This is a genomic window from Mesorhizobium sp. M0306, assembly GCF_040321655.1.
Taxonomy (GTDB): Bacteria; Pseudomonadota; Alphaproteobacteria; order Rhizobiales; family Rhizobiaceae; genus Mesorhizobium.
The window spans coordinates 1-17,676 of the sequence record NZ_JAMYRY010000016.1 but is presented as its reverse complement, the minus strand read 5'-3'; the positions used below and the strand labels follow the sequence as shown (position 1 = coordinate 17,676).

At 62.9% G+C, this 17,676-nt stretch carries 18 protein-coding genes and 1 tRNA gene; 7 read left to right on the top strand and 12 right to left on the bottom strand.

What is annotated here, in order from left to right; translation table 11 throughout:
• Positions 1–41: 41 nt before the first annotated feature.
• The gene (tig, locus tag NKI95_RS20885) at positions 42–1,517 is read right to left on the bottom strand and encodes a trigger factor (protein ID WP_352719249.1); all 1,476 of its coding nucleotides are present in this window, start codon (positions 1,515–1,517) and stop codon (positions 42–44) included.
• Positions 1,518–1,860: 343 nt separating this feature from the next.
• Between tig and NKI95_RS20880 the strand changes: the two genes are divergently transcribed.
• Positions 1,861–1,945 (top strand) — tRNA-Leu (locus tag NKI95_RS20880).
• A gap of 91 nt (positions 1,946–2,036) precedes the next feature.
• Here NKI95_RS20880 and NKI95_RS20875 read toward each other — a convergent pair.
• Together NKI95_RS20875 and NKI95_RS20870 are read right to left on the bottom strand one after the other, a co-directional pair.
• Positions 2,037–2,621, bottom strand: a complete 585-nt coding sequence (locus tag NKI95_RS20875) for a GDYXXLXY domain-containing protein (protein WP_352719173.1) — start codon at positions 2,619–2,621, stop codon at positions 2,037–2,039.
• A complete protein-coding gene (locus NKI95_RS20870) occupies positions 2,618–3,736 on the bottom strand; it encodes a DUF2157 domain-containing protein (protein ID WP_352719172.1) in 1,119 nt (372 codons plus the stop codon). The genes NKI95_RS20875 and NKI95_RS20870 overlap by 4 nt, the downstream gene beginning before the upstream one ends.
• Positions 3,737–3,959: 223 nt before the next feature.
• Between NKI95_RS20870 and NKI95_RS20865 the strand changes: the two genes are divergently transcribed.
• Positions 3,960–4,100, top strand: coding sequence for a DUF1127 domain-containing protein (locus NKI95_RS20865; RefSeq protein ID WP_091596947.1), 141 nt, complete (start codon positions 3,960–3,962; stop codon positions 4,098–4,100).
• Positions 4,101–4,147: 47 nt separating this feature from the next.
• Positions 4,148–4,288: a DUF1127 domain-containing protein gene (locus tag NKI95_RS20860; protein WP_023678914.1), complete on the top strand. Its 141-nt coding sequence runs from the start codon at positions 4,148–4,150 to the stop codon at positions 4,286–4,288.
• Between the two features lie 359 nt (positions 4,289–4,647).
• Here the strand turns inward: NKI95_RS20860 and NKI95_RS20855 are convergent, their stop codons facing one another.
• Positions 4,648–5,109 carry a hypothetical protein gene (locus NKI95_RS20855; RefSeq protein ID WP_352719171.1) on the bottom strand — a complete coding sequence of 154 codons (462 nt, stop codon included), beginning with the start codon at positions 5,107–5,109 and terminating at the stop codon, positions 4,648–4,650.
• Positions 5,110–5,348: 239 nt separating this feature from the next.
• On the opposite strand from NKI95_RS20855, the gene trmFO reads away from it, so the two are divergent.
• From trmFO to NKI95_RS20840, 3 genes are all read left to right on the top strand, one after another.
• Positions 5,349–6,758: a methylenetetrahydrofolate--tRNA-(uracil(54)-C(5))-methyltransferase (FADH(2)-oxidizing) TrmFO gene (gene trmFO, locus NKI95_RS20850; protein ID WP_352719170.1), complete on the top strand. Its 1,410-nt coding sequence runs from the start codon at positions 5,349–5,351 to the stop codon at positions 6,756–6,758.
• Between the two features lie 78 nt (positions 6,759–6,836).
• Positions 6,837–7,139: a type II toxin-antitoxin system ParD family antitoxin gene (locus NKI95_RS20845; protein ID WP_352719169.1), complete on the top strand. Its 303-nt coding sequence runs from the start codon at positions 6,837–6,839 to the stop codon at positions 7,137–7,139.
• Entirely contained in the window at positions 7,111–7,443 is a 333-nt protein-coding gene (locus NKI95_RS20840) for a type II toxin-antitoxin system RelE/ParE family toxin (protein ID WP_352719168.1), read from the top strand. The genes NKI95_RS20845 and NKI95_RS20840 overlap by 29 nt, the downstream gene beginning before the upstream one ends.
• An 85-nt stretch (positions 7,444–7,528) precedes the next feature.
• Here the strand turns inward: NKI95_RS20840 and NKI95_RS20835 are convergent, their stop codons facing one another.
• From NKI95_RS20835 to yajC, 4 genes are read right to left on the bottom strand one after another with little or no spacing between them, the layout of a single operon-like run.
• Complete coding sequence (locus NKI95_RS20835) at positions 7,529–8,356, bottom strand: phytoene/squalene synthase family protein (RefSeq protein WP_502909225.1); 828 nt, start codon at positions 8,354–8,356, stop codon at positions 7,529–7,531.
• Between the two features lie 25 nt (positions 8,357–8,381).
• The gene (locus NKI95_RS20830) at positions 8,382–8,771 is read right to left on the bottom strand and encodes an Mth938-like domain-containing protein (RefSeq protein WP_352719166.1); all 390 of its coding nucleotides are present in this window, start codon (positions 8,769–8,771) and stop codon (positions 8,382–8,384) included.
• Between the two features lie 15 nt (positions 8,772–8,786).
• Positions 8,787–11,339 (bottom strand): protein translocase subunit SecDF, encoded by a 2,553-nt coding sequence (gene secDF, locus NKI95_RS20825; protein ID WP_352719164.1) that lies wholly within the window; start codon positions 11,337–11,339, stop codon positions 8,787–8,789.
• 51 nt (positions 11,340–11,390) lie between these two features.
• Complete coding sequence (yajC, locus tag NKI95_RS20820; RefSeq protein ID WP_352719163.1) at positions 11,391–11,732, bottom strand: preprotein translocase subunit YajC; 342 nt, start codon at positions 11,730–11,732, stop codon at positions 11,391–11,393.
• 275 nt (positions 11,733–12,007) lie between these two features.
• On the opposite strand from yajC, the gene NKI95_RS20815 reads away from it, so the two are divergent.
• Positions 12,008–12,883, top strand: a complete 876-nt coding sequence (locus NKI95_RS20815) for an ATP-binding protein (RefSeq protein ID WP_352719162.1) — start codon at positions 12,008–12,010, stop codon at positions 12,881–12,883.
• A gap of 97 nt (positions 12,884–12,980) precedes the next feature.
• On the opposite strand, the gene NKI95_RS20810 is transcribed toward NKI95_RS20815, so the two are convergent.
• The 4 genes from NKI95_RS20810 to serS form a co-directional block, all read right to left on the bottom strand.
• Complete coding sequence (locus tag NKI95_RS20810; protein WP_352719161.1) at positions 12,981–14,513, bottom strand: peptidoglycan DD-metalloendopeptidase family protein; 1,533 nt, start codon at positions 14,511–14,513, stop codon at positions 12,981–12,983.
• 285 nt (positions 14,514–14,798) lie between these two features.
• Positions 14,799–15,464, bottom strand: coding sequence for a protein-L-isoaspartate(D-aspartate) O-methyltransferase (locus NKI95_RS20805; RefSeq protein ID WP_352719160.1), 666 nt, complete (start codon positions 15,462–15,464; stop codon positions 14,799–14,801).
• Positions 15,461–16,219: a 5'/3'-nucleotidase SurE gene (surE, locus tag NKI95_RS20800; protein WP_352719159.1), complete on the bottom strand. Its 759-nt coding sequence runs from the start codon at positions 16,217–16,219 to the stop codon at positions 15,461–15,463. The genes NKI95_RS20805 and surE overlap by 4 nt, the downstream gene beginning before the upstream one ends.
• The gene (gene serS / locus NKI95_RS20795) at positions 16,219–17,523 is read right to left on the bottom strand and encodes a serine--tRNA ligase (protein ID WP_352719158.1); all 1,305 of its coding nucleotides are present in this window, start codon (positions 17,521–17,523) and stop codon (positions 16,219–16,221) included. Before serS ends, surE begins: the two co-directional genes overlap by 1 nt.
• Positions 17,524–17,676 lie beyond the last annotated feature (153 nt).

Here is a 17,676-nt window from a genome sequence, read left to right as displayed (position 1 = left end):
GCCGCCTCGAGAAGGCGGCCTTTCGGAATTCAGCAGGGACGTTATTCAGCGTCCTTGGCGGCCTTCTTCTTCGGCGCGGCCTTTTTCTTCGGCTCTTCAGCGTCGTCGTCGGCCTTCTTGGCGTCGGCTTTTTTCGCGGCCGGCTTCTTCGCCGGCTTTGCCTTGGTCGTCTCCGTATCCTCGTCGTCGGCCAGCAGTTCTTCCTTGCTGACCTTGACATCGGTGACCGAAATCTGGCCGAGCAGATGGTCGACCACCTTCTCTTCGAACATGGGCGCGCGCAACGTATTCAGCGCTTCGGGATTGTTGCGATAGAATTCGAAGGCTTCCTGCTGCTGGCTGGCCGGATAGCGGCGTACCTGCTCGAACAGGCCGCGCTGCAGTTCCTCGTCCGTCACCGTGACGCCTGCCTTCTCGCCGATTTCGGCGAGAACCAGGCCGAGACGCACGCGGCGTTCGGCAAGGCGCATATATTCGGCGCGCGCTTCTTCCTCAGTCGTCTCTTCGTCGGCGAAGGTGCGTCCGGCGGCTTCGAGATCGCGGTTGACCTGGTTCCAGATGTTGTTGAACTCGGCCTCGACGAGCTTGGACGGCGCCTCGAACGAGTAGGCGGCGTCGAGCTGGTCGAGCAACTGGCGCTTGACCTTCTGGCGCGTCATCGAGCCGAACTGATTTTCGATCTGACCGCGCACCACCACGCGCAGGCGCTCCAGCGACTCCAGGCCGAGGTTTTTGGCCATCTCGTCGTTGATCTCAAGTTCGCCGGGCTTCGACACTTCCTTGACGGTCACGTCGAAAGTGGCTTCCTTGCCGGCCAGATGCGCCGCCTGGTAGTTTTCCGGGAAGGTTACCGTGATCTGCTTCTCGTCGCCAGCCTTGCTGCCGACCAGCTGGTCCTCGAAGCCGGGGATGAATTCCTTGGAGCCGAGTACCAGCGGCTGATCGGTGCCGGCGCCGCCGTTGAAGGCTTCGCCGTCGATCTTGCCGACATAATCGATGGTCACGCGGTCGCCCTCGGCGGCCTTGCCGGTCTTCGGCTCGTAGGTGCGGGCGGATTCAGCGACACGCTTGACCTGCTCGTCGATCTCTTCATCCGGCACGTCGAACACCTGGCGCGTCACCTTGATGTCGGAGAAATCCTTGATCTCGATCGGCGGAATGACCTCATAGTTCAGGCGGAACTCGAAGTCGGCGCCGCCTGCCAGAATCTTCTCGGCCTCCTTCTCGTCCTCCGTCATGATCACTTCGGGCTGCATGGCGGCCTTTTCGCCGCGCCCGGTGATGATCGAACGGGTCGAATCGTTGAGGATCTCGTTGACCACTTCGGCCATGAACGATTTGCCGTAGACCTTGCGCAGGTGCTGCACCGGCACCTTGCCCGGGCGGAAGCCGTTGATGCGGACCTTGTTCCTGGCATCGGAGAGCCGCGCCATCAGCTTGGCTTCCATGTCACCGGCCGGCACGGTGATCTTGATCTCGCGCTTGAGACCGGAGTTGAGCGTTTCGGTGACCTGCATCATAAAACCTTTGTTTCCACCAATGAGGCCGTCAAACGGCCCCTGCCGTTTACAGCCTGCCGGTATGATCTTGCCGGGAATGGCTTTTGGTGCGGGACTTGGCGATCTGTCCGCCCAACGCGGCACAAATCCTCCAGAAATACGCTCCAAAATGTGAATAAGTCTTTGTTTTTCCTACTTCTTATCACATTCTGCAGAAGCGGATCGTCGCGTCCCGTCACATTCGACACGCCTTTTGTCACAGGCGACGCTGATTTTCAACCATCTTTGCATTCCGGCCAATGATGCCGATATCGGCCCTGACATTGACAGAATGATGGCTACATGGGATTGGCCGGGCAATGCGGATGTGGCGGAATTGGTAGACGCCCTGGATTTAGGTTCCAGTGCCGAAAGGCGTGGGGGTTCGAGTCCCTTCATCCGCACCACCCTTCGCTCTTCGAGCTTCGGGTGGCAGGCCACTCGAAGCTCCTCTGAAGCCTTGGCGAAGGAGGATCATTGCCAAGGCCGTAGCGCGATCTAGTAAAGCGGCTCCTCGAACAGTGTCTTGTCGCCGTCCACCAGCGCTTTGATCTGCGCCGTGCCGTTGGCCGCGATCGCCACGCGGATGCCGAACGGCCGCACCCGCATATCGTTCTGGATCGCGATCCCCTCGCCTTCCGGCAGATAGAAGCGCTCGATGCCGTACTCCGGCGCGATCGTCGTTGCTCCCTGGCTGATATCCCAGCCCTCGGAGACGTGTCCGACGATATCGGCTTCGCCGGATGCTGCCGGCACCGGCGCTTGCCCGAACCAAGCCGCGGTCGGCCCCCAATAGCCATCGGCGCCCTGCTTCAGCCTGACCACGATCGACGTTTCCTCGCTGGAAAGCTTGCCGGCCGGAATGTTGCCGATCAGCTTCACCGGTATGCGCGAAATCTCGTAGCCAAGCGAGATATAGTCACCGCGCAAGAGATCGCGCGGATCGATCGGCTCGACCCTGAGCAGGACCTGCTTGCCGTCGCGCAGGATCGCCGCGCGTCCGGCGATGATCCAGCTCAGAAAGCCGATCTGGACGAGCGCCAGGACCAGCGCCGAGATGATCAGTCTTTTGCCGGTCATCATGCCGCCGCTCCTGTCATGTTCGAGGCGTTCATGCGCTTTTCTATGCGGATGATAATAAAGGCCAGAACGGCGAGAAGCACCGCCGCCGCAAGGAAGAAGCCTGCCGTGTCGAGCATTGATTGCAGCATCACCACATAGATGATGGCGAGTTCGAAGGCGAAGCCCGCATAGGCAACCCAGCGCAGCCCCCGGCTCTCGCGGCCGCCCAGCACGATCGCCGCGACGATGCCGGCCAGCGCAACAGCCGAGGCAATGGCGAAGCCGCTGCTGTAGCTGCTTTCATCCGCCAGTTCGAACTGGATCATCGCCAGGCCGGTGAGAAAGCCGATCAGCGCATGCAAGGGCAACCTGCCGCCGAGTTGCAAAACACTCTCGACCGGCCCGGCAGCAAAGATCGCAGCGGTAAAAAGCAGCACCGACGCGGCAACGAGCGGGATGGCGACTTGCAGCGTGTCGTACTCCATGACCAACAGCACCAGGTAGAAAAGGACCGACAGGATGATCAGGTGGCGCGCCGCCTGGCTGCGCGTCCAGAACGAAACGGCGAACAGCACCAGCGCCATGACGACGAAGAGATGCGGAAATTCCGTGCGCCGGAAGTAGTCGAACCCTCTCAGGAACAGCCAGGCATCGGCGATGCCGACGGCAGCGACGGTCAGCGGGTTTGAGCGCAGCGCCACCGCCGCCAGCGCCGTGCCGACGCCCCAGGTGATCAAGGCCGAGGCCTCGTCGCCCGACAAATGATACATCTGGCCGATCAGCGCGATCGATCCGCCGAATGCCGCCGCTGCGACGATCCACAGCGCCTCGCCGATCGCCGCATGGTCGCGCATCTTCAGCACCGCGCCGCCGACATAGCCGGCAAGGATAACGGCAAAAAGTGCCGCGACCCGCACCAGCCGCGGGATGACTTCCCAGTTGGCGGCGATAAAAATCAGGATAGCCGCGCCGAACAGCAGCGCCGCCATCATCGCCAGGATCGAGCCGAAGCTCAGCGATTTGCGTTCGTTGGCCTCGACGTCGCGCGTCAGCGCATCGGCTGTCGGCGCGTCGATCAGGCCGGCCTGCTGCCATCGCGCGATATCCGACCTGACCCGTGACGAATAGCTCGCCATTGCCCCTCCCCTTTCGCTTCGTCCTTTTAGCTCGTGCGCCCAAGCGTTTGACCTTACGGCATTTTCCGATTTGGGCGGAAAGCCGGACGCGCGTTAATGTTGCATTGCACAATTTGCATTGCTGCCATGCACCAATAGCGCTTTTAAATCGATATGATCCCACCTATTTTCACGGTGCACACAAAGACGGAATGATCCGAAAGAAAGACGAAACGAGAATACCATGAACCTGATCCGCAACTATCGCAACTGGCGCCGCTATAGGGACACCGTGTCCGAGCTGAGCCGCCTGAGCACCCGTGAACTGACCGACCTCGGCATCAGCCGCAGCGACATTCACTACGTCGCCCGCAAGGCGGTCTAATCCTTCGGGCCGCAAATGGTCCGACCAGTTTTGAAAAGAGAACGACAATGAACCTGATCCGCAACTATCGTAACTGGCGCGTCTACCGCGAGACGGTTACCGAGCTGGGTCGCCTGTCGAACCGCCAGCTCAACGATCTCGGCATCGTCCGTGACGAGATCAAGATGGTCGCTCGCAGGGCGATCTAACCACAAGAATTTCGCCAGGGTCGACCTCCTCCCCGACCCTGACGGATACGGTCAGCCTTCACCTCCTCCCGAGGGTTGACCACAAAAACGGCGCCCGCCGGACCTCCTCCCTCGGCGGGCGCTGTTTCTAAGTTGTTTCTAAAAAGGGTTTCGCGCCCTTTCAAATGGCGAAAAGAATTTCGTCAAAGCCGACCTCCTCCCCGGCGATGACGAATATGGTCGATCTTCACCTCCTCCCGAGGATCGACCAACAAAACGACACCCGCCGGACCTCCTCCCCCGGCGGGTGTTGTTGTTTTCAGGTCTAGGCACTCCGAAGCTGCTTTGGGGAGAGCCGTCTTTGCGGGACGGCCCTATCGTCAGTCCAGCGCCCCGCTTTTCAGCACGCCCCGTTCCTTCCACTGGCTCAGCGGAAAGATGTCCGGCGCGCCGCCCATCGGCGCATACCAGGAATCCACCACCCATTCCGTATCGCCGCGGTCGCTGATCACCGCCGTCCAATGCGGATAGCGCCCGTCGACAAACAGGCCTCGCGAGGCCTTGTCCTCGACCTTGTGAAACCTGAGCAGTTTTCGCTCGGCAAGATAGACCAGCAACGCATGCGTATTGGTCGATTCGTCGACACAATCCATTTGGCCCCTGATGCGCGAGGCACCGAATTCTGACTGCGGCTGGTCACGAATGCCGATGGCCTGGAAAATGCGTTGCTCGAAATAGCGGACCGCCTTGGAAATAGCGGAACGCTCGGCCTGGGGCGAAGCCGCACCCGCACGCAGGATAGAGCGGAAACGCGCACCGTCACTGGGGCCAAGCGCGAGCATTGTGCGATAGTTGCAACCGTAGCCGTGACATATGGGGATCCGTTTGGGAGCCGTCGCGGCCAGTTCGCCGGCGGCCGCTGATCCGCCTACCGCGGTCACGACTGTCAGAAATGTCGCTCTGGCAAAGACCCCGAGACTCCCACCCATTCGCGATAGTAGACGATTGCAGCGCGTGGCGGCAACAGCGCGGCTCATTCGTGTAATTGCAATCCTCGCGCCAAGCGACTATTTCGGCGCTCATGGACAAGAATCCCATTCACGTCATCGGCGGCGGTCTCGCCGGCGCCGAAGCCGCCTGGCAGGCGGCCGAAGCCGGCGTCCCCGTTGTCCTGCATGAAATGCGTCCCGTCCGCGGCACCGAAGCGCACAAGACCGACGGGCTGGCCGAGCTCGTCTGTTCCAATTCCTTCCGCTCGGACGATGCGCAAACCAATGCCGTCGGCCTGCTGCACGCCGAAATGCGGCTGGCCGGTTCACTGATCATGAGCGCCGGCGATGCGCACCAGGTGCCGGCCGGCGGTGCGCTGGCCGTCGACCGCGACGGATTTTCCGAAGCGGTCACCAGGAAGCTCGAAGCCCACCCGCTCATCACCATCCGACGCGAGGAAGTGCCCGGCCTGCCGCCGGCGGACTTGGACCAGGCAATCGTTGCCACCGGCCCGCTGACCGCGCCTTCGCTCGCCCGATCGATAGCGGAAGTGACCGGCGCCGACGCGCTCGCCTTCTTCGATGCCATCGCGCCGATCGTCCATTTCGACACGATCGACATGGACATCTGCTGGTTCCAGTCGCGCTACGACAAGGTCGGGCCCGGCGGTACCGGCAAGGACTACATCAATTGCCCGATGGACAAGGAGCAGTACCTTGCCTTCGTGCAGGCGCTGGTCGACGGCCAGAAAACCGAATTCAAGCAGTGGGAAGGTACGCCCTATTTCGACGGCTGCCTGCCGATCGAGGTGATGGCCGAGCGCGGCGTCGAGACATTGCGCTACGGGCCGATGAAGCCGATGGGGCTGACCAATGCGCATAATCCGTCCGTAAAGGCCTATGCCGTCGTTCAGCTTCGCCAGGACAACGCGCTGGGCACGCTCTACAACATGGTCGGCTTCCAGACCAAGCTGAAGCACGCCGAGCAGGTGCGCATTTTCCACACCATCCCCGGGCTGGAGAATGCCGAGTTCGCCCGCCTCGGCGGCCTGCACCGCAACACCTACATCAATTCGCCGACGCTGCTCGACGCTTCGTTGCAGTTGAAGTCGCGACCCGGCCTGCGTTTTGCCGGCCAGATCACCGGCTGCGAGGGCTATGTCGAGAGCGCCGCCATAGGCTTGCTTGCCGGGCGCTTCGCCGCCGCAGAACGGCTCGGCCACGCGCCGTCGCTGCCGCCCTTGACCACCGCGTTTGGCGCGCTGCTCAACCACATCACCGGTGGCCATATTGTCTCCGACGACGAGCCTGGAAAGCGCTCTTTCCAGCCGATGAACGTCAATTTCGGCCTGTTCCCGCCCGTGGACACGCCGAAGATCGAAGGCAAGCGGCTGCGCGGCAAGGACAAGACGGTCGCCAAGCGGCACGCCGTGACGTCGCGCGCGCTGGCCGACTGCCGCGAATGGCTGGGGCTGCCTTCCCGGGCGGAAGCTGCGGAATAGTGCCGATCTCCGCTCTTGCGCGTTGCGCGGCGGAGAAGTAGGATATTATCCTACTTTGTATCGCGAGGCCAAAATCCCATGGAATCCGCTGAGAAACTGTCCGTCACCGTAACGCCCGCCATGGCGCGTATGATCCGCGAAAAGGTCGAGGACGGCTCCTACGGATCGGCGAGCGAGGTCATCCGCGCGGCACTTCGCGCTTTCCAGCGCGAAGAGGAAGAACATGCCGAGCGCATGGCCTCGATCCGGGCGCGCGTGAAGGCCTCGATCGAGGACACAAGGCCTGACGTTCCGCTGGACCAGGCAATCACGAGAGTGAAGAGCAGGATTTCGGAGTTGGCGAGGGGGAACGATGATCCAGCGTCTCGCCGTAGTTCTTAGCGAAGGCGCGATCACGGATTTGGTATCGATTGCCGGCTATATCGTCAACCGCGGTGCGAGCGAAGCGGCTGCGGACAATTTCGTCGACAGGATCAAGCTGCGTTGCGGAAACATCGGCAATGCACCGCGTGGCGGCCGGCCGCGCGACGACATTGCACCAGGATTGCGAACGGTGCCGTTCGAGCACTCGGCTATTATCGCCTATGTTGTCAGCGACGATCTCGTTCGCATCGTCAACATCTTCTATGGCGGTCGCGATTATGAAACGCTGATGCGCGATGGCGGGTCGAGTGATCCATCGTGATGGAAGCTACTCGGCCGGGCCGATGCTCGCCGCCGGCAGTCCCGGCTTGGCGGCCGGGCCGGATTTCCTCATTAGCAATCAGCCTTCACACCGCCGGCCAGCCCCGCGTCGCGCGCCGGAACAAAAGCCAATGCCGGCGCAAGGCCGAAAGCCGCACCGCGCCATCAAGCGGTGAATGGCGGGAGCCGTCAATCTTGCTGAGATAGGCGCTCGACAACGCCAGCGGCAGAAAGGCCGGGCGCAGCGAAACCGGCAGAGCGGACGCCCCCTGCGTGAAAGCGGAAAGATGCTCGCGTGCCAGCGCGATCATCGCGGCCACTGCGCGTTCCGCGCCCGGCCCGCCGTCGCCTGTAACGAATTCTTGCGGCGACGATCCCGCCGCCGCCAAAATGTCGGCCGGGACAAAGCATTGCCCTCGCTTGCGATGCAGCGGCAGTAGAAGCAGGAGACCGGTCATTGCCTGCGCACAACCTGCCCTGCCAGCAAGTTCGGCAAGGCGCGGTGCTTCGACCGGATCGAGCACCATCGCCGCAAGCTGGATAAGTGCTGCGGCAGTCTCGCCGCAATAGCCTTCGAGGTCGGTGCGCGACGGCATCGGGTCGTCATAGAGATCGAAGATGCGCGCTTCGAGCATATTGTCGAAAGCGGCCTTGGGCAGGCGGTGAGCGGAAATAGTCGCCCTCAGCGCGTCCGCCACGGGATGGCCGACCTTAGCGCGATCCTCTTCGGCGGCGATGATGTCTCGCCACCATTGCAGCCGGACTTCACCCGGCAGCGCTTCGCGGATGCGATCGCGTATGCCGGCAATTTCGGCGTTGAAGGCATAGAGCGAAAACACCGCGTCCCGCTTGTCTTCGGGCGCGTAGAGCGCGGCGAGATAGCGGTCATGGTCGGCGGCGCGCACCGTCTCCATGACGGCTTTGGTGTTTTCGGCCACGTCAGTCGACGGCGATGAGCGCTGCGGCCACGGCGCGGTCTTCCGCCAGCAGCACATTATAGGTCCGCACCGCCGCCCCGGTCGACATCGGATCGGCGGAAATGCCCGCTTCTTTCAGCGCCGTACGCAGCGCGGCCGGCAACGGCCTCAGATCCCTGCCGCTGCCGACCAGCAGGATCTCGACCTTGTCGGCCTCATTGAACAGCTTGGCGAAATCCGCTGCCGTCAGCGCCAGCGGATCGGCCGGCTCCCAGCCGTATATGCCCGAAGGCAGGCACAGCAGCGAGCCGCGATGCGACATGTCGGCAAAGCGGAAGCCGCCATTGCCGTAAGCCTCGATCGGTGCGCGGCCCGGGAAATGCGCCTCGCGGATGACGATGCCCTTGGCCACTTTTGCGGCAAGCCGTCAGGTGGCTATGGCTTTGCCGCCGCCCACCGGCTTTTCCTCATCGGATGCTGTGGCCTGCGGCCGCAGCTTGAACAGGATAAGCAGTGGCGCGGCGATAAAGATCGACGAATAGGTGCCGAACACGACGCCGAACAGCATCGCCATGGTGAACGAGCGGATCACCTCGCCGCCGAACAGCACCAGCGCCAGCAGCGCCAGGATCGTCGTCACCGAGGTCAGCGTCGTCCTCGACAGCGTCTCGTTGATGGCGTTGTTCAGCAATTGCGGCAGCGACATTCGCTTGTATTTTCGCAGATCCTCGCGAACACGGTCATAGACGACGATGGTGTCGTTGAGCGAATAACCGATGATAGTGAGGATCGCCGCCAGCGACGACTGGTTGAATTCGAGGCCGGTGATGACGAAGAAGCCGATCGTCATGACCACGTCGTGCACGGTCGCAACGATGGCGCCGACCGCGAACTGCCATTCGAAGCGGAACCAGACATAGATCAGGATGCCGAGCAGCGCGACAAGCATGGCAATGGTGCCTTGCTTGGCAAGTTCGCCCGAAACCGTTGGCCCCACCACTTCGACGCGGCGAAAATCATACTGGTCCTGCAGTTCGCCGCGCACCTTGTCGATGACGGTCTGTTCGGCGTTCTCGCCACCCTCCTGGGTACCGACGCGGATCAGCACGTCGTTCGGCTCGCCGAACTGCTGAACCTGCACCTCCCCGATATTCAGTTCCGTCAGTCTGCCGCGGATGTCGGCCAGATCGGCATTGCCGGCCTTGGACTGCACCTCGATCAGTGAGCCGCCCTTGAAATCGATGCCGTAATTGATGTCGATGGTCATGAAGCCGATGACCGACAACACCGAAAGCACGCTGGACAGTGTGAACGTCCAGCGGCGGATGCCCATGAACGGAATTTTCGTGCCGGGCGGAATGAACGTCACAGGCGCCCGCGGCAACTCCTTCGGACGGGCGCGGCGAAGCCAGATCGACACCAGCAGGCGGGTGAAGGTGAAGGCGGTGAAGACCGTGGTCAGGATGCCGATGGCATAGGTGACGGCAAAGCCCTTCACCGGTCCGGTTCCGAGCCAGAACAGCACCACGGTCGCGATCAGCGAGGTGACGTTGGAATCGACGATGGTCGCCAGCGCCTTGCTGAAACCGGTGTCGATCGCCTGGATCACCGAGCGGCCGTTACGCCGCTCCTCGCGGATGCGCTCATAGATGAGAACGTTCGAATCGACCGCCATGCCGATGGTCAGCACGATACCAGCGATACCGGGTAGGGTCAGCGTTGCGCCAAGCAGCGACAGCAGCCCGACAATCATCGCCACATGCACCGCCAGCGCGATGTTGGCGAGGAAGCCGAGGAAACCGTAGGCGACGAACATGAATGCCACCACCAGGATCGACCCGATGATGCCGGCGACCTTGCCGGCATGGATGGAATCCTGGCCAAGTCCCGGCCCCACCGTGCGTTCTTCGATCACCGTCAGCGTCGCAGGCAAGGCGCCGGCACGCAGCAACACGGCGAGGTCGTTGGCGCTCTCAGCGGTGAAATTCCCCGATATCTGGCCGGTACCGCCGGGGATCGGTTCACGGATCTGCGGCGCCGAAATCACCTGGTTGTCGAGGATGATGGCAAACAGCTTGCCGACGTTCTGCGATGTCGCCTGGCCGAACCGCTGCGCCCCTTTCGAATCGAAGCGGAACGAAACAACCGGCTCGTTGTTTTGGGAGTTGAAGGTCGCCTGGGCATCGACGAGGTTTTCACCCGAAACGATGACGCGGTTCTCGATCAGATACGGTACCGGCGGGTCGTCCTGCGAATACAGCACCGAGGATCCCGGCGGCGGACGGCCGTTCAGCGCGTCCTGCACCGGCATCGATTGGTCGACCATCTGGAAAGTCAGCTTTGCGGTCTGGCCAAGAATTTCCTTCAGCCGCTGCGGGTCTTGGAGACCAGGCACCTGCACCAGGATACGGTCGTCGCCTTGGCGCTGCACGATCGGCTCGGTGGTGCCGAGTTCGTTGACGCGACGCTCGACAACCTGGATCGCCTGCGTCAGCGCCGTCGAGGTGCGATATTTGATCCCCGCATCGGTGACGGCAAATTTGAGCAGGCCGGGCTCGGAATCATCCAGCGTCATCTCCTGGATGGAGCCGCCGCTGAACAGGCCTGCGGCCACCGGATTGGTCAATGGTTTCAAGGCTGTCTTGGCAGCCTCGATCTGTGCGGGATCGGTGATGCGGACCTGCACCGTACGGCCCGTTCCGGAAAGGCCGGTATAGCCGATCTTGGCATCGCGCAGCAGCGTCCTGATTTCGTCGCGCGTCGTCTCCAGCCGATCCTTGATCAGATCGTTCGGATCCATCCTGAGCAGGATGTGCGAGCCGCCCTGCAGGTCGAGGCCGAGCGTCATCTGCCGCTTCGGCAGCCAGTCGGGCAACTTGGCCAGCGTGCTGGCGGAAAAAAGGTTGGGCGCAGCGAGGACCACTGTGGCGGCCACGGCCAGCCAGATCAGGATCATCTTGAAGCGCGAAAAATAAAGCATATGGCGTCGTCCGTCAGGGCGTGCTGGCGGATCGTTCCGCCGACAATTCGGTTATTTCTTGGCGTTCTGGTTCGCCACCGGTTCGCCCTTGACGCGCACGTCGGCGAGTGTCGAGCGCAGCGCCGTCACCTTGGTGCCGCCGCCAAGGTCGATTTCGAGCTCGTTGTCGTCGATCACCTTGGTCACCTTGCCGACGAAGCCGCCGCCGGTGACCACCGTATCGCCGCGGCGAACCGCCGCCAGCATCTCGCCGCGCTTCTTCAGCTGCGTGCGCTGCGGCCGGATGATCAGAAAATACATGATCACGAAAATCAGAGCAAACGGCACGATCTGGATAAACATTGCGGACGAGTCCCCGCCGATGCCTTGGGCGTATGCCGGTGTCACGAACATCGAGGTACTCCTGAACTTTGAAAAACAGCCGCAAGGCGGCCCCGCCAAATTTGGCCGGAATATAGTCGGTAACGTTGCCAATGCAACTGCGCCGCCGGGCAAATCGGCTGCTTTTCCGGGCTGGTGAGCCGTGTTAGAGGGTGATCCCGAAAAGCGACGCTCGGTTTTCGCAAAAGATCATGCCCGAACAAATGCTTGGGACGAGTTTCGAAACCGCTGAAATCAGGTAGGTTGGCCTGCCGCACGTCCCGAATGCGAAACAAAAAAGACAAGAGATGACCGACAGCACCATCGATACCCTGAGCCAGAAGCTCGACCGCCTGATCGAGGCGGTCGCCCGCCTCGCGCCGCCGCCGGTGCCGCAAACCGACCTCGGCGAAGCCGATTGCTTCGTCTGGCAGGCCGATCCCGGCTATCTGGAGCCGGTGCGCAAGGTCAACCGCGTCGACATCGGCCTGATACGCGGGGTCGATCGCGTCCGCGACATATTGGTCGACAACACCGAGCGCTTCGCCTCCGGCTATGCTGCCAACAACGTGCTGTTGTGGGGCGCGCGCGGCATGGGCAAATCGTCGCTGGTCAAGGCGGTGCACGCCGCGGTCAACGCTTCGACCAAGCTCAACCTGCCGCTCAAGCTTATCGAGATCCATCGCGAAGACATCGACACGCTGCCGAAGCTGATGGGACTGCTGAAGGCCGCGCCGTTCCGCTTCATCCTGTTTTGCGACGACCTGTCATTCGACCATGACGACACGTCCTATAAATCGCTGAAGGCAGCTCTTGAAGGCGGCGTCGAGGGCCGCCCGGCCAACGTCATCTTCTACGCCACCTCGAACCGGCGGCATCTGTTGCCGCGCGACATGATCGACAATGAGCGCTCGACGGCGATCAATCCGTCCGAAGCGGTCGAGGAGAAGGTTTCGCTGTCGGACCGTTTCGGCCTGTGGCTTGGCTTCCACAAATGTTCGCAGGATGAATATCTCGACATGATCGACGGCTATGTCCGCCATCACGATCTCGCCATCGATCCCGAGACGCTGCGCGCCGAGGCGCTGGAATGGGCGACGACGCGCGGCAGCCGTTCGGGCCGCGTCGCCTGGCAGTTCACCCAGGATCTGGCAGGCCGGCTCGGAAAATCGCTCAAGGATTAGCCGCTCAAGGACTAACAGCAGAAGAAGCCCGCACCTTGCGGAGCGGACTTCCTCGGCGGGCTGAAGGTCAGGCGGCCCGCAAATTGCTTTTCGTCTTCTATTCGAGATAGGTCGAAGGATCGACCGGCGCCGAGTTCTTCCGCACTTCGAAATGCAGTTTCGGCGAGTCGGTGGTGCCGCTCATGCCGGACAGGGCGATTTCCTGGCCGCGCTTGACCTTCTGGCCGCGCTGCACCTCAATCGAGCTGGCGTGGCCGTAGACGGTGACCAGACCGTTTTCGTGCCGCACCAGCACCGTGTTGCCGAATTCCTTGAGGCCGTCACCGGCATAGATGACGACGCCGTTTTCGGCCGCCTTGACCGGCGTCCCCTCGGGCACGGCGATGTCGACGCCGTCCTTGCCGCCGCCGAAGCTTGAGATCACACGGCCGCGCACCGGCCAGCGCATCTTGCCGATGCCGGTTGCGTCCGGCGCCACCGCATTGTCGTCCTCGGCCTGCTGGATGACTTTCGCGTCCTTCTTCGGCGGCGTGTAGGAGGCGAGCGTCTGCGTCGGCGTTGTCTTGGCAGGCGGCTGGGTCGTGGCCGTCGTCACCGGATCGACCTTTGCCGGCTTCGCACCGGCGACGACAGCGGTTCCGCCTGCCGGCACTTTCAGGGTCTGGCCGATCTTGAGCAGTCCATCCTGCATGCCGTTCGCCTGCTTCAACGCGACGACGCCGACGCCGGTCTTTCTGGCGATGGCGGACAGCGTATCGCCTTGCTGAACCGTGTAGGTACCGCCGGCACTGGCCGGCTTGGCCGTCGCCGAAGCCACCTTCGCCGCGGCCTTTCCATCCTTCGGCTGGCTTGCGGCAGCCGAGGCGTCCACCTGCGCGGTAGACTTGCCTTCCCTAACCTTCGGCTGCTGCGGCAGCACGGCCACCTTCTCCGGCGCGTCGGCCGGCTGGTCGTGCCTGGTGCCGTTCGCGGGCTTGGCGTCGGCGACTTTCGGCGCGGCACCGTTGCTCGAATACGCATAGGCCGGGATGACGAGCTTCTGGCCGGTCTTCAGCCCCTTGGTCGCGCTCAGCCCGTTGACTTTCATGATGGCATCGGCCGGCACGCCGTAGCGCCGGGACAGGCCGGAAATGGTCTCGCCATCCTTGACGACGATCTCGGTCGCATGTGGTGCGCCGGCGGCCGTCGCCATGCGCGGCGCGTCGGGCTCGGCGTTCTTGAATGGCCTTGCCGCCGGAGCGACGGTGCCGGTTGCCGTCCTGTCGACACGAGGAGCGGCAGGCGCCAGGGCCGGCGCGGCAGCGGTGCGCACCGGACGGGCGGCAGGCGCCAGGGCGGGAGCCGGAGGCGGCAATTGCTGCGCCGTGACCGGTTCGAGGCTTGAGCGGCTGACCGACTGGGTGTGGCTGCCGTCGATCGGCGCGGCCGCAACATCGCCCGGATAGGGCTGAGCAGCATCCTGCTTGTCGATGATGGCGCGCTGGTTGTTGGTCGAGGCGGTGAACACGTCGTCGACGCTGTTGAACCGCGCCACCTGGGAACTACACCCCGTCGCAGCGCCTGCGATCATGAGGACGGCGCAGCCACGCGCCAGATTGCGTCCGTTTGCCTTCAAAACACTGAATTGCATCGCACTAACCCGCACAGACCCGGTACAACTGAGTGTGATTAAAGCGCGTTAATGTTACCGGTCGGTTAAACCTGTAGAATCAGGCGCAAATTTTCTTAAAATATTCGAGGAAGGCTCTCAGCTTCGTCATCCTAGGGCGGAGCAGGAGCGGAGCTTCCGTCGCGGAGACCCTGGGATCCATTCCGTGACGTTGGCCGAAGAATGCGGCGGAGCAGAATTCTGCTGCGCCCTAGGATGACGAAACACCCGGCTTCGGCTGCCCCCAAGCGGCCGACGGTTAGGATATCAAATCACCGCGGCGACGCCGCGCAGGATCGGCTGCAGGCGCACCAGGCCGATATCCTCGCGTTCGAAGCGGCTGCCGACCTTGGTCAGCTTGGCCAGCACCTGCTCGCCTTCGTCGGGTCCGATCGGCGCGATGACGATGCCGCCGCTCGACAATTGGTCGAGGAGAAAGCGCGGCAGGCTGTGGAAGGCCGCCCAGGCGACTATGCGGTCGAACGGCGCTTCGTTGGCCAGCCCGTTGGAACCGTCGGCCTGGCGCACGATGACATTGCCGATGGCGAGTGCCTCGAGGCGCTGCCGGGCCTGTTCGGCCAGCGTCTTGTAACGGTCGATGGTGACGATCCGAGCGGCAAGCCGCGACATCACCGCCGCCGTATAGCCGGACCCGGTGCCGATCTCGAGCACCCGGTTGCCCGGCTCGATGGCAAGTGCCGCGATCACCGCCGCCTGCAGGTCGGCACCTTCGATGGCCTCGCCGCATTCGATCGGCAGCATACGGTCCGACCAGGCGATCGAGTGAAAATGCGGAGACAGAAAGCCGCGCCGCGGCGTCGCCTCGAAGGCGGCGATCAGCGCCTTCGGCACTGTGCCCCTGCCTCGCAGGCGAAGCAGGAAGGCAGCGAAACCTTCGCGCTCGTCGACCGTTGCAGCGTGGTTCAAGTTCATGCGAGCGCCTTGGCCAGTTGATCGCGGATTTCATGCGCGGTGAGATCGAGCTGCAGCGGCGTCACCGACACCTGCCGATTGCGCAAGGCATGGAGGTCGGTGCCTTGCTTGCCCTCGACCGGCTCGCGGCCGAAGCGCAGCCAGTAGTAAGGCAAGCCGCGCCCGTCGCGCCGCTCGTCGACCCACAGGCTGTGGACCAGCTTGCCCTGCGAAGTGACCACAGTTCCGGCGATCTCTTCCGGCGCACAATTCGGAAAATTGACGTTGAGCAGCACGCCGTCCGGCAACGGCATGGCGACGAGCTTTTCGAGCAGCGCCGGCGCCAGCGCTTCGGTGGTCTCGTAGGGAACGACGCGGTCCTCGCCGACATAGGAATAGGCCTGGCTGATGGCGATCGATCGCACGCCGAGCAGCGCGCCCTCCATGGCGCCGGCGACGGTGCCCGAATAGGTGACGTCGTCGGCGATGTTGGCGCCGGAATTGACGCCGGACAGGATCAGGTCGGGCGCTTCGGGCAGGATCTTCTTCACGCCCATGATGACGCAGTCGGTCGGCGTGCCGCGCACGGCAAAGTGCTTTTCGCCGATTTTCCTGAGCCGCAGCGGCTCCGAGATCGACAGCGAATGCGCATAGCCGGACTGGTCCTGTTCCGGCGCCACCACCCAGACGTCGTCCGACAGCGTGCGGGCGATGCGTTCGAGTGATGCAAGGCCCTCGGCATGGATGCCGTCGTCGTTGGTCAGAAGGATGCGCATTATTTCGATTCGATCTTTTGCAGACCGCCCATGTAAGGCCGAAGCGCTTCAGGAATGGTTACGCTGCCGTCCTCATTCTGGTAATTTTCGATGACGGCGATCAGAGCGCGGCCGACGGCGGTGCCCGAACCGTTCAGGGTGTGGACGAAGCGGTTGCCCTTGCCGTCCTTGTCCCTGTAGCGGGCGTCCATGCGCCGCGCCTGGAAATCGCCGCATACCGAGCACGACGAGATTTCGCGATAGGCATTCTGGCCCGGCAGCCAGACCTCGATATCGTAGGTCTTGCGCGCGCCAAAGCCCATGTCGCCAGTGCACAGCGTCATGGTGCGGAAAGGCAGGCCGAGCCGCTTCAGCACCTCCTCGGCGCATTCGGTCATGCGCTCATGCTCGGCAACCGAAGTCTCCTGGTCGGTGATCGACACCAGCTCGACCTTGTAGAACTGGTGCTGGCGCAGCATGCCGCGCGTGTCGCGCCCAGCCGAGCCCGCCTCCGAGCGGAAGCACGGCGTCAGCGCGGTATAGCGCAGCGGCAGTTTTTCGTGCGGCGTGATTTCGTCGCGAACGAGATTGGTCAGCGGGACTTCGGCGGTTGGTATTAGGCCAAGCCTGCCGTCCCCATGCCGAACGAAGAATAAATCCTCCTCGAATTTTGGCAGTTGCCCGGTCCCGAAAAGCACCTCGTCGCGTACCATCAACGGCGGCTGGATCTCCACATAGCCGTGCTCGGTCGTGTGCAGATCGAGCATGAACTGGCCGAGCGCGCGTTCCATCCGCGCCAGGCCGCTTTTCAGCACGGTGAAACGCGAGCCGGAAAGCCGTGCTGCCCGCTCGAAATCCATCATGCCGAGCGCTTCGCCGATCTCGAAATGCTCCTTGACCCAGTTCGGCCGCGTCGGCACCTCGCCGACGACGCGCTTGACGACGTTGTCGTGCTCGTCCTTGCCGACCGGCACGTCGTCGAACGGCACATTTGGCAGCACTGCCAACGCATCGTTCAGCGCCTTGTCGAGCTCGCGTTCGCGCGCCTCGCCATTCTGGATGAAGGCCTTGATCTCGCCGACCTCGGCCTTCAGCCTTTCGGCAAGAGCGGCATCGCCCGAGCGCATGGCATTGCCGATCTCCCTCGATGCGGCGTTGCGGCGTTCCTGCCGGGTCTGCAGCTCCGTCAGATGCTCGCGCCGCGCCTCATCCGCGCCGATCAGGTCGTCGACCGTGGACTGCGCCGCCTCAGCCGACCACGAGCGCTTCTGGAGCGCCTCGACAAGGGCCTTCGGGTTGTCGCGAATCCATTTGATGTCAAGCATGGTCTGTTCGTCCTCAGAGGGCATGTCGCCCAAAATGCGCAGCGGTTGTGGGGCAACGAGATGCCCAAAACAAAGACCAGAGGGCGTAAACCGCATCTTTCGTTGATGCAAGATGTCAGGCCGAGTTCCTTCGCGCCCCCCTCTGTCCTGCCG